The sequence below is a fragment of the Sulfitobacter profundi genome (assembly GCF_042661425.1).
Taxonomy (GTDB): domain Bacteria; phylum Pseudomonadota; class Alphaproteobacteria; order Rhodobacterales; family Rhodobacteraceae; genus Sulfitobacter; species Sulfitobacter profundi.
The window spans coordinates 2749927-2763537 of the sequence record NZ_JBHSWA010000001.1; the positions used below are offsets into that span (position 1 = coordinate 2749927).

At 60.5% G+C, this 13611-nt stretch carries 11 protein-coding genes, 1 tRNA gene and 4 pseudogenes; 6 read left to right on the top strand and 10 right to left on the bottom strand.

Annotated elements, in window-relative coordinates; translation table 11 throughout:
• Nucleotides 1-71 precede the first annotated feature (71 nt).
• From ACFQAU_RS14315 to ACFQAU_RS14335, 5 genes and pseudogenes are all read right to left on the bottom strand, one after another.
• Complete coding sequence (locus ACFQAU_RS14315) at nt 72-503, bottom strand: OsmC family protein (RefSeq protein WP_132444555.1); 432 nt, start codon at nt 501-503, stop codon at nt 72-74.
• Nucleotides 504-577: 74 nt separating this feature from the next.
• Nucleotides 578-1768: a vWA domain-containing protein gene (locus ACFQAU_RS14320; RefSeq protein WP_132444556.1), complete on the bottom strand. Its 1191-nt coding sequence runs from the start codon at nt 1766-1768 to the stop codon at nt 578-580.
• Complete coding sequence (locus ACFQAU_RS14325) at nt 1768-1938, bottom strand: apolipoprotein acyltransferase (RefSeq protein WP_067630337.1); 171 nt, start codon at nt 1936-1938, stop codon at nt 1768-1770. Before ACFQAU_RS14325 ends, ACFQAU_RS14320 begins: the two co-directional genes overlap by 1 nt.
• A 27-nt stretch (nt 1939-1965) precedes the next feature.
• Nucleotides 1966-3335 (bottom strand): annotated as a pseudogene (locus ACFQAU_RS14330) (DUF2927 domain-containing protein).
• Nucleotides 3336-3543: 208 nt separating this feature from the next.
• Nucleotides 3544-4382: pseudogene (locus tag ACFQAU_RS14335) on the bottom strand (AAA family ATPase).
• 168 nt (nt 4383-4550) lie between these two features.
• On the opposite strand from ACFQAU_RS14335, the gene dksA reads away from it, so the two are divergent.
• Nucleotides 4551-4973 carry an RNA polymerase-binding protein DksA gene (dksA, locus tag ACFQAU_RS14340; protein WP_067941887.1) on the top strand — a complete coding sequence of 141 codons (423 nt, stop codon included), beginning with the start codon at nt 4551-4553 and terminating at the stop codon, nt 4971-4973.
• Between the two features lie 136 nt (nt 4974-5109).
• Entirely contained in the window at nt 5110-6276 is a 1167-nt protein-coding gene (locus ACFQAU_RS14345) for an FAD-dependent monooxygenase (protein WP_132444558.1), read from the top strand.
• Between the two features lie 32 nt (nt 6277-6308).
• Here ACFQAU_RS14345 and ACFQAU_RS14350 read toward each other — a convergent pair.
• From ACFQAU_RS14350 to ACFQAU_RS14365, 4 genes and pseudogenes are all read right to left on the bottom strand, one after another.
• Nucleotides 6309-7357 (bottom strand): annotated as a pseudogene (locus ACFQAU_RS14350) (ornithine cyclodeaminase).
• Nucleotides 7358-7372: 15 nt separating this feature from the next.
• Nucleotides 7373-8296: an arginase gene (gene rocF / locus ACFQAU_RS14355; protein ID WP_132444560.1), complete on the bottom strand. Its 924-nt coding sequence runs from the start codon at nt 8294-8296 to the stop codon at nt 7373-7375.
• 131 nt (nt 8297-8427) lie between these two features.
• On the bottom strand, nt 8428-8895 hold the full coding sequence (locus ACFQAU_RS14360) for a disulfide bond formation protein B (protein ID WP_132444561.1): 468 nt from the start codon (nt 8893-8895) through the stop codon (nt 8428-8430).
• Nucleotides 8892-9468, bottom strand: a pseudogene (locus ACFQAU_RS14365) (YqaA family protein). Before ACFQAU_RS14365 ends, ACFQAU_RS14360 begins: the two are co-directional and overlap by 4 nt.
• Before the next feature lie 126 nt (nt 9469-9594).
• Between ACFQAU_RS14365 and ACFQAU_RS14370 the strand changes: the two are divergent.
• The 3 genes from ACFQAU_RS14370 to istB all read left to right on the top strand — a co-directional run bounded on the left by ACFQAU_RS14370 (nt 9595) and on the right by istB (nt 12220).
• Nucleotides 9595-9678 (top strand) — tRNA-Leu (locus ACFQAU_RS14370).
• 231 nt (nt 9679-9909) lie between these two features.
• Nucleotides 9910-11439 carry an IS21 family transposase gene (istA, locus tag ACFQAU_RS14375; protein ID WP_132447149.1) on the top strand — a complete coding sequence of 510 codons (1530 nt, stop codon included), beginning with the start codon at nt 9910-9912 and terminating at the stop codon, nt 11437-11439.
• Nucleotides 11429-12220: an IS21-like element helper ATPase IstB gene (istB, locus tag ACFQAU_RS14380; RefSeq protein ID WP_386283944.1), complete on the top strand. Its 792-nt coding sequence runs from the start codon at nt 11429-11431 to the stop codon at nt 12218-12220. Before istA ends, istB begins: the two co-directional genes overlap by 11 nt.
• Nucleotides 12221-12270: 50 nt before the next feature.
• Here istB and ACFQAU_RS14385 read toward each other — a convergent pair whose 3' ends face one another.
• Nucleotides 12271-12489 carry a hypothetical protein gene (locus tag ACFQAU_RS14385; protein WP_132443248.1) on the bottom strand — a complete coding sequence of 73 codons (219 nt, stop codon included), beginning with the start codon at nt 12487-12489 and terminating at the stop codon, nt 12271-12273.
• A 185-nt stretch (nt 12490-12674) separates the two neighbouring features.
• Here ACFQAU_RS14385 and ACFQAU_RS14390 point away from each other — a divergent pair, with 185 nt between their 5' ends.
• Entirely contained in the window at nt 12675-13106 is a 432-nt protein-coding gene (locus tag ACFQAU_RS14390) for a hypothetical protein (RefSeq protein ID WP_132443249.1), read from the top strand.
• Nucleotides 13107-13611: the final 505 nt, after the last annotated feature.

The window sequence follows — 13611 nt, forward strand, 5'->3', positions numbered from 1 at the left end:
CCGCAATATGGGCGCGCCGAGGGCCGGGGGCAAGCGGCACAAGGCCGCGCCCCCGGTTCCATGTCATGCGATCAGACGAGTTTTGCGTCCATCGTGATCTCGGCGGTCAGCAGCTTGGAGATCGGGCAGTTCTCTTTGGCGGTCATCGCGGCTTTGTCGAAGTCCTCTTGGCTCGCGCCGGGGATGCTGGCCTCGACCGTCAGATGCACTTTGGGCACGTGGAAGCCGCCGTCTTTCTCTTCCAGATGCACTTCTGCCTTGGTCTCGATGCTGTCGGGCGTCAGGTCGCTTTGCCCAAGGATCATCGACAGCGCCATGGAGAAACAAGACGCGTGGGCAGCACCGATCAGCTCTTCTGGGTTGGTGCCTTCCTTGCCTTCGAAACGGGTGTTGAAGCCATAAGGCTGGTCAGACAGCACACCGCTTTGGGTTGAGACATGGCCCTTGCCCTCTTTGAGCGAGCCTTCCCATTTTGCGCTGCCGGTTTTCACGATCGAAGCCATTGGAATATCCTTTCACTGAGCTTGCGTTCGTCCCCTCAACTGGCGCAGGGCGGAAAGGTTTCAAGGCCGAGCGTTCAAGATCGCGTCATGGTCTTGATGCCCCGGCTCAGCCCTTCGAGGGTCATCGGCACCATGGCCTCGGGGCCGAAAATCTCTTGGATCATCGCGATCGACTGGGTGTAGCCCCACTGACGTTCCGGCACCGGGTTGATCCACAGATGGTTGGGCCATTGATCCCGCGCACGGGCGAGCCATGTGGCGCCGGCCTCCGCGTTCCAATGTTCATTCGCGCCACCCGGATAGGCGATTTCATAGGGCGACATGGAGGCGTCGCCCACGAAGATGCACTTGTAGTCAGACCCATAGCTGCGCAGCACCTCATGGGTGGGGATTTGCGCGTCCCAACGGCGGCGGTTGTCGCGCCAGACGCCTTCGTAAAGGCAGTTGTGGAAGTAGAAATGCTCAAGATGTTTGAACTCGCCCCGCGCGGCGCTGAACAACTCTTCGACGACCTTCACATGCGGATCCATGGAGCCGCCGATGTCGAGAAACAGAAGCACTTTCACGGCATTGCGCCGCTCTGGCCGGGTTTTCACATCCAGATAGCCATGCTCTGCCGTGGCGCGGATGGTGCCGTTCAGGTCGAACTCTTCCGCCGCCCCGTCGCGTGCCCAGCGACGCAGACGCTTTAGCGCCAGTTTGATGTTGCGGGTGCCGATCTCGACGTTGTCATCGAGGTTGCGGAACTCGCGCTTGTCCCAAACCTTGACCGCGCGTTGGTGGCGGCTTTCCTTTTGGCCGATCCGCACACCTTCGGGGTTGTAGCCGTATGCGCCAAAAGGCGAGGTGCCCGCCGTGCCGACCCATTTCGATCCGCCCTGATGCCGGCCTTTCTGCTCTTCTAGCCGCTTTTTCAGCGTCTCCATCAGCTTGTCGAAACCGCCCGCGGCTTCGATCTCGGCCTTTTCTTCTTCGCTCAGATGCTTTTCGGCCATCTTGCGCAGCCAGTCTTCGGGCAGGTCCACGGCCTCGAGCACGTCATCAAGGCTGATATTCTCGAGCCCCTTAAAGGCCGCTGCAAAGGCGCGGTCGAACTTGTCGATGTTGCGCTCGTCCTTCACCATCGACACGCGGGCGAGGTAGTAAAACGCCTCAACGTCATAGGTGGCCAGCCCCGCCTTCATGCCCTCCAGAAAAGCCAGAAACTCGCGCAGCGAGACCGGAACACCGTGGCGGCGGAGCTGATCGAAGAACGGCAGAAACATCAGAGGCTCAGCGCGCGGTCCAAAAGAACCGTGGCGATCATGCCGACGATCAGGAAGGCAAAGCCGTAGCCCGTTGCATATTGCGCGATGTCTTTGCGGTTGCCGCCACGTTTGCGGGCCGTCAGCCCGCCGATTACCGCGCCGATCAATGCCAATCCGAGTGCTATCATAACCTATTGCCCGTCTATTTTGCGGACCTATCCATTGCGCGGGTTCAGGGACGCGATCTCGCGCAGCTTGGCCCGCACGGCCCAGTCAGGGCCAAAGCCGTATCGCGCCCAGCCGATGCTGTCCAGCCTGACGCGGCGCGCCTCAATGCCGCGGCCTTCGATCTCTAGCGCTTCGGCCTTGAGCAGCATGAGCGTGGCCAGAAGGGCGGCGTTTTCGCTGGCTTCGGCAATGGGCAGATGCGGCTCAATCAGGGCGAGCGCGCCTGCGCCATCGCCAATGGTCACCGCATAGCCCGCCCGCTGCGTGGCGACATAGGCGCGGTGCAGCGTGGTGCCGGGGGTGCGGGCATAGAGGGTGTCTGCCATCTGGTAATGCGTCTGCGCGGCGGCAGGATCGGTCATCTGCGTGACGCGGCCCATGGCGTAGTGCGAAAATGCATGGCGGTTGTCCTGCCAACCCTGCGCTTGGGCGACGCGCAGCGCGTCTTGGGCCGCAGACATCCGGGCGTTGCGGCCCACGTCGCGGCCAAGGGCCGTCTGGATGGCCCGGCTCCAGACCTGCGGCGTGGCGCGCGCGGGGCGGGGGCAACAGTGCCGCCGCCGGGGTTTAGCCGCGCCAAAATGCCCGGCAGGCGCGCGGCGACCTCGTCGCGGGTCATGCCAGAGCGCAGCGCCGGGTCATTGTAGATGCGCAGCACCAGCATGTCGAAACCGGTCAGCACCGTATGCACATTGTCGTCGTTAAAAACCGAGTCCGGCAGGCGGTAGAGATCGTTCAGCGGCCCAAGCGCTTGGGCCAGTTCCTCATGCAGGCAGTCGCGGCTTTCTTGCGGGCTTACGTCGTTGGGTAGAAAAATTGCCAGCTTGCGCCGCTCGGTCAGGCGGGTCCAATCGGTCGCGGCGGAACGCCTCGTGCGGCGGTATTCCTCAAGTGTGCTGACATTTGGCACCACGAAACAGGCCGCTTGCGGCAAGAGCCGCCGGATCTGGCTGCGGTTCACCGCTTGAATGGTGATGCTTGCCTCTCCGCCCGTGACCTCGCGCAGTTCAATCCCGGCTTCGCTGCGCAAACGGGCGAGCAGCCGTGCAAGGTCCGGCCCCAAGGTCGCGGGCGGCTGACCCAGAACGCGCAGGGTGATCGGCCCCTCAAAACGGGTCAATACGGGCAGGGCACGGCCACTTTCCATGCGGAAGGACAGATCCAGGAAATCCTCGGCCAAGGCAGCATTTGACACATGCGGCGCCGTGGGGCGGGCTTGGGCGAACTGCTTCATCGGGGGCAGAGTGCTGTCGGCGATCACCGCGCGGGTTGCCACCTCGGAATGGGAGGCCGGCACGCAGGCGTTCAGCAACATCATCAGCGGCAGGATCAGCCGCGCCTTCACCCCGCGCCTCATGCGCTTGGGCCTTTGCGCGGCCTATTCCGCTGTGATCTATCGCAAACTGCGCATGGCGCTGCCGCTGTCTGTCCTTGCATTTGCCTGCCCCATCGGTCGTTTAAACCCGGGTCTTGGTGCCCGTGATTGACCTCAGCCTAGGCAGGCGAAAATTCAAAAGCGAGGAAAATACCCGCTTTTGACGTAAAGTCGCATGGGTGTTGCCGCTCTACCGCTGGCGGCGCGCCATAAAGGCCAGCCGCTCAAACAGATGCACATCCTGCTCGTTTTTCAGCAGCGCGCCATGCAGTTTGGGCAGGGCGTTGGGGCCATCCTTGGCCAGATCCTCGGCGTCCATATCCTCGGCCAGCAGCAGTTTCAGCCAGTCCAGCACCTCGGAGGTCGAGGGTTTTTCTTTAGCCCCTGCTGTTCGCGGATCTCGTAGAACTGCGTCAGCGCGGTGGTCAGCAACTGCTGTTTGATGCCCGGATGGTGCACTTCGACGATTTGCTTGAGCGTCTCCATTTCAGGGAAACGGATGTAGTGAAAGAAACAGCGGCGCAGGAAAGCGTCGGGCAGTTCTTTTTCATTGTTGGAGGTGATGATGACGATGGGGCGTTGGCGCGCCCGGATCGTCTCGCCCGTCTCATAGACAAAGAACTCCATCTTATCGAGTTCCTGCAACAGGTCGTTGGGGAATTCGATATCGGCTTTGTCGATCTCGTCGATCAGCAGCACGACTTTTTCATCGGCATCAAACGCCTGCCAAAGCTTGCCCTTGCGGATGTAGTTCTTGACGTCATGCACGCGCTCATCGCCCAATTGGCTGTCGCGCAGGCGGTTCACGGCGTCGTATTCGTAAAGCCCCTGTTGCGCGCGTGTGGTCGATTTGATGTTCCATTCGATCATGCGCAAACCCAAGGCATCGCTGACCTGCCGCGCCAATTCGGTTTTGCCGGTGCCCGGTTCGCCTTTTACAAGAAGCGGCCGCTCCAAGGTAACCGCTGCATTGACGGCAATTTTCAGGTCATCGGTGGCGACGTAGTCTTTGGTGCCTTGAAATTTCATCTTGTTTTCAACCTCGTGTGACGGGCGCTTGATCCTTGGCCTTTAACCAAAAATCAAAGGGATTGTGTAGTGACAATTGTAACCCGCTCAGATAGACGCTGCGGCAGGGAAGATGTCGGGAGACAGGCCTTTTTAATGTCTGAGTTGAAAACCGCCGGGGAAAAACAAATGAAGCAGGAAGTTTTCCTGCCGGACGATTATCGTCCGGCCGAGGACGAACCATTCATGAATGACCGTCAGCTTGAGTACTTTCGTCGCAAGCTGATCCACTGGAAATCGGAACTGTTGGCAGGCAGCCGTGACACCATCGAAGCACTGCAAGACGGCACCCGGAACATTCCGGATGTGACCGACCGCGCCTCGGAAGAGACCGACCGCGCGCTGGAACTGCGGACCCGTGACCGGGCCCGCAAATTGGTCGGCAAGATCGACGCGGCGCTGCGGCGGATCGACGAGGGAGAGTTCGGTTACTGCATGGTCACCGGCGATCCGATCTCGCTCAAGCGGCTGGACGCACGGCCCATCGCCACGATGACGCTGGAGGCGCAAGAGCGTCACGAGCGGCGCGAGAAAGTCCACCGCGACGACTGACATCACCTGAAACATCACACGCCGAGGCTCATGCTTCGGCGTTTGTGATTTGGGCGCGGGGCCAGCACGATCCGGAGCTTGTGAGCTGGGGTCTACCAGCTTGCCTACGATCTGGGGCCTGCGATCTGGGGCGTGAATGAAACCTTCTAATGCAATTGTCGTGGGCGGCGGGATCGGCGGGCTGGCCTTGGCCACGGCACTGGCCCGCAAGGGCGTGGCCGTGACCCTGCTTGAACAGGCCGCGCGGTTTTCCGAGATCGGCGCGGGGCTACAGATCAGCCCCAACGGCCTTGCCGTGCTGCGCGCGTTTGGGTTGGAACATGGGCTGAAGGCCCGCGGTGCCGTGCGGGGGCAGGCGGTGCGCCTTTGCGACTACGCGAAAGGCGCGCAGGTGGCCCGGCTTGATCTGACCCGCTTGGCCAATGATCAGCGTTACTATTTCCTCCACCGTGCCGACCTGATTGATCTGCTGCGGGAGGCCGCGCAGCGCGCCAACGTGAGTTTCGAGACCGACGCGCAGGTCGCCTCGATCCATCCCGGTGCCTTGCCGCAGGTGCAGATGGCCCGTGGCGGACGGCGGCGGGCGGAGTTGGTCGTGGCCGCCGATGGCATCCACTCGGTCGGGCGGGTGCAGTTAAACGGGGCGGATAAGGCGCGGTTCTCGGGGCAGGTGGCATGGCGTGGGCTGATCCCCAACGACATAGGCCACGGCCCAGAGGCGCGGGTTACCATGGGGCCGGGGCGGCATCTGGTCAGCTATCCGCTGCGCGAGGGGCGATTGGTCAACCTCGTCGCCGTGGAAGAGCGCGCCGATTGGGCCGCCGAAGGCTGGCATCACCATGACGATCCCGCCAATCTACGCCAAGCCTTCGCAGGTTTCGGCGGAGAGGCGGCGCAGATGCTGGGCGCGGTGCAGGAGGTGACCCTCTGGGGGCTGCACTACCATCCCGTCGCCGCCAATTGGCAGGCAGAAGGCGTGGCGCTGTTGGGCGATGCGGCCCATCCAACGCTGCCCTTTCTGGCGCAGGGCGCAAATATGGCGCTAGAGGATGCTTGGGTCTTGGCCGACTGCCTGACCCGCCAGCCCCGCGCCGCCGCGCTTGGCGCTTATCAAGCCGCCCGCATCGACCGCGCGCGGCGCATTGTCAAAACCTCGGAAGGCAACGCGGCACGCTATCACCTGCGGCCTGGCCCGATCCGGTTTGCGGCCCATACCGGGCTGCGCGTCGCCTCCAAAATCGCGCCCGGCGCGATGCTGGGCGCGTTTGATTGGCTCTACGCCCATGACGTTACCAAAGCGTAAAGGCCACCGAGCTTAGCCGGTGGCCCAATTGGTCAGCCTGCCCGTTGCAGCATCCCGAAAAGGTCTCGCGGGTCGTCCGGGTCGGCCAGCAGATCAAGCGGTTGGAACAGCCCCGTCTCGGCGATTTGATCACTGACATAGCGCAGGGCCGAGAAATCCTCGATCGCGAAGCCCACGGAGTCGAACAGCGTGATCTGCTGCGCATCGCGACGGCCCTCGGCCTGACCGGTCAGCACCTGCCAGATCTCGGTCACCGGGTGGTCGGCCTCAAGCTGCTGGATCTCACCCTCGATGCGGGTCTGCTCGGGGAATTCCACGAAGATGCCCGAACGGTGCAGGATCGCGGGCGCGAGTTCCGTCTTACCCGGACAGTCGCCGCCGATCGCGTTGATGTGCACGCCAGAGCCGACCATATTGTCGGTCAGGATCGTGGCATATTGCTTGTCCGCGGTGCAGGTGGTGATGATCTGCGCGCCCATAATCGCCTCTTCGGCGGTGTCGCATTCCACTACCTTGATGCCATGGCCCGCCAGATTGCGTGCGCATTTGGCGGTCGCCGCGCGGTCGATATCGTAGAGCCGCACCTCATCCACGCCGCAGATCGCCTTCATCGCAAGGCTCTGAAACTCGGACTGCGCGCCATTGCCGATCATCGCCATGACATGGCTCCCCTTGGGCGCCAGCAACCGGGCCACCACGGCAGAAGTCGCCGCCGTGCGTAGGGCCGTCAGGATCGTCATCTCGGTCAGCAACACCGGGTAGCCGTTGGCCACATTGGCCAGCAGGCCAAAGGCGGTCACGGTCTGAAAGCCGTCCTTGGTGTTGTCGGGGTGACCGTTGACGTATTTGAAGCCGTAAACATCGCCGTCCGAGGTGGGCATCAGTTCGATCACGCCCTTCTCAGAATGGCTCGCCACGCGGGGGTCTTGTCGAAAAGCTCCCAGCGTTTGAAGTCGGCTTCGATATAGTCGGCCAGCCCGCGCAGCATGTCCTCGACGCCGATATGGTGGATCAGTTTCATCATCTGATCGACAGAAACGAAGGGCACCAGTGCCTTGTCGGAGGGGTTCAGATTGGTCATATTCAGGTCTTTCTATCAATAGGCACGGGTGGGGCGGTCGAACACGCGGCGGCCAAAGGCCGAGGCGGTGAGGTCCACCATCAGTTGCGCGGTGCGGCCCCGCTCATCGAGGAAGGGGTTCAGCTCAACCAGATCGAGCGAGGTCATCAAGCCGCTGTCGGAAAGCATCTCCATCACCAGATGGCCTTCGCGCACCGTGGCGCCGCCCGGCACGGTGGTGCCCACGGCAGGGGCAACGGAGGGGTCGAGGAAATCCACATCCAGCGAAACATGGAGCATGCCGCCCGCCGCTTCGACCTTATCAAGGAAGCGCTGTAAGGGTTTGGCGATACCGCTCTCGTCGATCTCGCGCATGTCGACGTAAGTCACGGTCGTCTCCTGCAAAGCCGCGCGTTCGAGGGCGTCGACAGAGCGCAGCCCGATCATGGCGATATTGTCATGGGGCAGGGGCGTGTCGATCTTTGGAAAGCCGTCGAACCCCTCGCGCCCGGTGACATAGCCCAAGGGCGTGCCGTGCAGGTTGCCGCTGTCGCTGGTCTGCGGCGTGTGGAAATCCGTATGCGCGTCAAGCCAGAGCACGAAAAGCGGGCGGCCTGCCTTTTCGGCATGGCGCATTGCGCCCAAGACGGTGCCAAGCGCCAGCGCGTGGTCGCCGCCCATGAAGATCGGCAAGCCGTCGTCCATCGCCGCATCGGCGGCAGCGGCGAGGCTCTCTGTCCATGCGATGGTCTCTTCCAGCGCGTGCAGTTTCTCGTGCTCTTTCGCTTGGAAGGGCGCGGGGGCGACATTGCCGCGATCGGTGACGCTGTGGCCAAGATCGCGCAGGGCACGTTCGAGCCCCGCAGTGCGATAGGCATCCGGCCCCATCAGGCAGCCGCGACGGCGCTTGCCGCTATCCAGCGGGACGCCCAGCAAGATACAGTTTTGTGGGTTCGACATGGGGGACTCCTGAGCTGTTTGAACTCAGATAATCCGCGCATCTGTCTAACGACAAGCCGTCAAACTGACCGTTTCGGGGCGTTTTTAACAAACTGAAAGAAAGAGCTTCCAGTTTGTCAGTTTTTTGCTGGCTAGGCCGCTTTGCGCGCCGCCGCGACCCAAAGACCGACCAAGACGAAGGAGAAAATCGCGTTCCATCCCGCCATCGACAGGCCCAGAAATTGCCAGACGATCTCATCGCACATGACTAGACCGCTCGGGCCTTCGGTGGAGAGAAGCGACCCGCCGTCAAGGCTGCCCAAGTCCATGCCACCGCCGGTGCAGGAGCTCGGCCCCGGCCACCAGCCCCATTCGACGCCTGCGTGATAAACGCCGATCAGCGCCGTCACCGCCGCCGCCAAGGCCCCTAGCCACGCCAGCACGCGCGGACCGCCAAAGAGCACGATCGCCCCAATCAGCACTGCCGCCGCATGGGGCCACCGCTGCCAAAGGCACATCTGGCAAGGCGCGTAGCCGCCCAGATGCTGGAAACCAAAAGCACCCAGCAACAGCGCGGCTGAGCCGAGTGTTGCCAGCGAAGTCAAAGTCTTACCTGTCATAGAACCTTTACCACCATGAAGCCGCCAATCAGCAGGGCGACGGCCAATGTGAACATCAAACCCAAGCGCCGTTCAATGAAATCTCGGATCGGTGCGCCAAAGCGCCACAGCAGCCCCGCCACCACGAAGAACCGCAGCCCACGGGCAAGGATCGAGGTCATGATAAAAGTGCCCAGCGGCATCCCGGTCCAGCCCGACATGATCGTGATGACTTTGTACGGGAAGGGGTGACCCCGGCGACCAGCACCGCCCAAAAGCCCATGTCGTTGAAACGGGTGGAAAATTCTGCCATCGCGTCGGACTTGCCCAGACTCGCAAGGATCGGCTGTCCAAGGCTCTCAAAGGCCAGCCCGCCAATGGCATAGCCCAACAGCCCGCCCAGGACCGACGCCAGCAGCGCCACGCCTGCGATCAACCACGCGCGATTGGGCCGCGCAATGATCATCGGAATCATCAAGATATCAGGGGGATGGGAAAGAAGGAACTCTCGACAAAAGCCACTACGGCTAGCGCCCAGAGGGCATGGCGATGTTGGGCCAAGCCCAGGGTCCAGTCATAAAGGCGGCGGATCATTCGGGGGCTCCGGCTGTTTTATATGCCTCACCATGTCGCGCGACCAAGGTCAAGCGCAACGCTGTGCAGAAACAGGGTGAAAATCCACTTGCCCCACGCGCTTTTGCAGGCTACATCGCCCCACGTGCCCAAGTGGCGGAATGGTAGACGCAGGGGATTCAAAATCCCCCGCCGCGAGGCGTGCCGGTTCGAGTCCGGCCTTGGGTACCAATCGCAAGTCTTTGTATTTGCTGACAGAAGCCGCCGGTCGTGAGATTGGCGGCTTTTCATTTGTCGTGTGACTCCCACGGTTGACTCCCACATCACGCGTAAGTGCTGTTCGGGCACCTGTTGATTGTCACCGAGAACTGACCCGGCAACTGCAGAAATTGTCATTGAGAATTGACCCATGTGTAACCTTGCCCCTGCTTGAATCAGCTGGGAGCTATTGGAGTGTTAGACATGGGATTTCTGAGGATTATTCGGAAATGGGCTCTGCGAGACAAGATGCCCATCCGCGAGATTGCGCGCCGGACAGGGGTGTCTCGCAACACGATCAAGAAGTATCTGCGGACAGGGATAGTTGAGCCCGAGTTCCAAATTTTGGACCGACCGAGCAAGTTAGACCCTTATGCTGAGAAGCTGACAGGCTGGTTGCTGTCTGAGCAGCGTAAATCACGCAAGGAACGGCGAACGGCCAAACAGATGCATGCAGATCTGGTTCAGCTCGGCTTTGATGGTTCATATGAGCGTGTCGCGGCCTTCGTGCGGAACTGGAAGGGCGAACGCCAGCGTGCTCAACATACGACTGACCGGGGTGTTTTCGTGCCCTTGGTCTTTCAGCCGGGCGAGGCGTTCCAATTCGATTGGAGCGAGGACTGGGCCTATGTCGGCGGCGAGCGCCTCAAGCTTCAGGTCGCTCATATCAAGCTGTCGCACAGCCGCGCATTTCTGGTGCGGGCCTATCTACTGCAAACGCATGAGATGCTGTTTGATGCCCACTGGCATGGCTTTCGGGTGTTTGAGGGTGTTCCGGGGCGTGGCGTCTATGACAACATGAAGACAGCCGTTGACCGGATTGGTGTCGGCAAGAAGCGCGATGTAAACGCACGGTTCCTTGCGATGACCAGCCATTATGTCTTTGACCCTGAGTTCTGCAATCCTGCGGCAGGGTGGGAGAAAGGTCAGGTTGAGAAGAATGTGCGCGACGCCCGCCATCGGCTTTGGCAACTCATGCCCGCCTTTCCGGACCTCAATGCGCTGAATGAATGGCTGGAGGAGCGCTGCAAGCTTCTCTGGGCCGAGACACCGCATGGCAGATTGCCTGGCAATATTGCGGATATCTGGGACGCCGAGAAGGCCGCGCTGATGCCACTGCCCACAATGTTTGACGGCTTTGTCGAGCAGAGCAAGCGGGTATCCCCCACTTGTCTGATAGCATTCGACCGTAATCGCTACTCAGTGCCTGCCAGCTTTGCGAACCGCCCTGTCAGTCTCCGCATCTATCCTGAACGGCTGGTCATCGTCGCCGAAGGCCATGTGGTCTGCACGCATGAGCGCATTATTGAACGCTCACACCGTCAGCCAGGGCGCGTTATTTATGACTGGCACCATTATCTGGCGGTGGTTCAACGCAAACCCGGCGCGCTGCGCAACGGGGCGCCCTTCGTTGAGATGCCAGAAGGGTTCCGGAAGCTGCAGGATCATATGTTGCGTAGGCCAGGTGGTGACCGCGAGATGATCGACGTCCTATCCTTGGTCCTCCACCATGACGAACAGGCCGTGCTTTGCGCAGTAGAAATGGCGCTGGAGGCGGGCGTACCAACAAAAACCCATGTCTTGAACCTACTTCACAGGCTGGTGGATGGCGCACCGATAGACCAGCCCGATGTGACCCCGCCTGCGGCCCTTTCTTTGAATAAGGAGCCCGAGGCCAATGTCGCACGATATGACGGGCTACGCACCACGGGAGGAACACGTCATGCGTCATGATCCCGCCGGTGCTGCCATCGTCATCATGATGCGTAGCCTGAAGATGCCAGGCATGGCTCAGGCCGTGCAGGACCTGCATGAGCAGGGATCGCCTGCTTTCGATGCAGCGATCCCCATGTTGTCGCAGCTGCTTAAAGCCGAGATTGCTGAACGTGAGGTGCGTTCCATTGCCTACCACATGAAGGCAGCACGCTTTCCGGCATACAAAGACATCTCTGGCTTCGACTTTGGCGCCAGCGAAGTCCGTGAAGCTTTGGTCCGCCAACTTCACCGATGCGAGTTCATGGACGCGGCTGAGAATGTAGTGCTGATCGGAGGCCCTGGAACGGGAAAATCGCATGTCGCTACCGCCCTCGGCATTCAAGCAATCGAGCATCATCGCAAGCGTGTGCGCTTCTTCTCCACGGTCGAGTTGGTCAATGCGTTGGAGCAAGAAAAGGCCCAAGGCAAGGCAGGAAAGATCGCTGAGGTGCTGGTGAAAGCTGATTTGGTGATCCTGGATGAGCTGGGATATCTGCCGTTCAGCGCTTCGGGTGGCGCGTTGCTGTTCCACCTTCTAAGCAAACTCTACGAGCGCACCAGCGTCGTCATCACAACCAACCTGAGCTTTAGCGAATGGGCCAGCGTGTTCGGTGATGCAAAGATGACCACCGCGCTCCTCGACCGCCTCACACATCGTTGCCACATTCTCGAGACCGGCAATGACAGCTACCGGTTCAAGGCCAGCTCCGCGACAGCCAAACAGAAACGAAAGGAAAAAGCGGCATTGACGCCATCATAACGCAAAGAACATAACAACTGGGTGGGTCAAGTCTCGGTGAAAATGCCGGGTCAGTTCTCGGTGACAATCAACAGAATGGGCATTCGCTGCTTGGCGCGGTCGCGGCAGCGGGCGGACCGCGCGCCCATCGAAATTGCCTTCAGTTGTTTTGTGATGTTGCGCAGGCGCAAAGGCTGACGCGCCCTATGCGGTCTGAGTTCAAGCGCTTCCAGGAGCTGCTGACCTTGGCGAAGGCAGACGAGCGTCGGCCTGAGTGCCTGAACGATCATGATCTGGAGGCCATCAACCAGATGGCCGTCCAGCTCGAAATTCTACTGCAGAGAATTGGCCCCGATCGGGGACCAAGCGATATCGGCAATATGCTGACAAGGCGCGCATGACCTAATCCCCGGCGATCCGTGCCGGGGAGCTTGAAGCGTAGCATGGTGCTGCGCGAAGACTGGAGAAAATGGTCATGCATAAACACTTTCTGGAAATGCCCCTCGAGAGGCTTTGCGCGAAAGCTCTCTTCGAGCTCAAAACAGCTGGGGAACGGATAACCTCTGCGGACCTTGCGGCAAGCGCCCACGATCGGCTCAGATTGGCAGGCTGGGCAGCAAGTGTGGGCGGGGATATTGATCTCCGCCAAGCCGGCTCGGCATTGACCCCTATCATTTCGCTGCTGGAGCGTGAAACCGATTGCGAGACAGTGGGTCATCGGAACATCTTTTGCGGGTCGATTGACCCGGAGGAGGGCGATGTAGGAGAAGTCGTCGCCATACGCATCCTTACGGAGAGGGGTGAACGCATTCAGCGATGTTGCGACCGCCTTCGTCGGGTGCAACATATGTTGCAGGTGATCGAGGCTCGTCTGGCAGCTGAGACGGCGGTCATGTCTCAGTTATGAGAGCTGGACTGGTCAGGAAGGCAGCGGCATCATGCACGTCCAGCGCAGTTCGGGACGTGTTAGACCGTTCGTAACTTTAGTCCAGAATCGCAGTTCTTGGAACGCCGCGGTCTGAAACTGTAGATCACCCTCTAAAAAGGAAATCGGACAGCGCGTGCGATGGGCAATTTCGACTCCCACACCACCCTATTTCTCATACGGTTTCTGTGGGAGTCATCGCCGCCAATGCGTTGAGAAATAGTAGTTTCGTGAGAATTCAAAATCCCCCGCCGCGAGGCGTGCCGGTTCGAGTCCGGCCTTGGGTACCAATATACAAACACCTGATTTTCTTATGGAAAATGAGGTGTTTTGTTTTTTTATGGTGTGTGTTTTTAGGTTCCGATGGCGTGACTCACACTCGGCTGTTCCGGAGTTGGTCATCCACGTCACTCTTGGGCCGCGCGACTTAGCTATTTCCTGCTGGCGCCCTTCCGATAGTATGCGACCATCTCAGCGCTTTGACTTG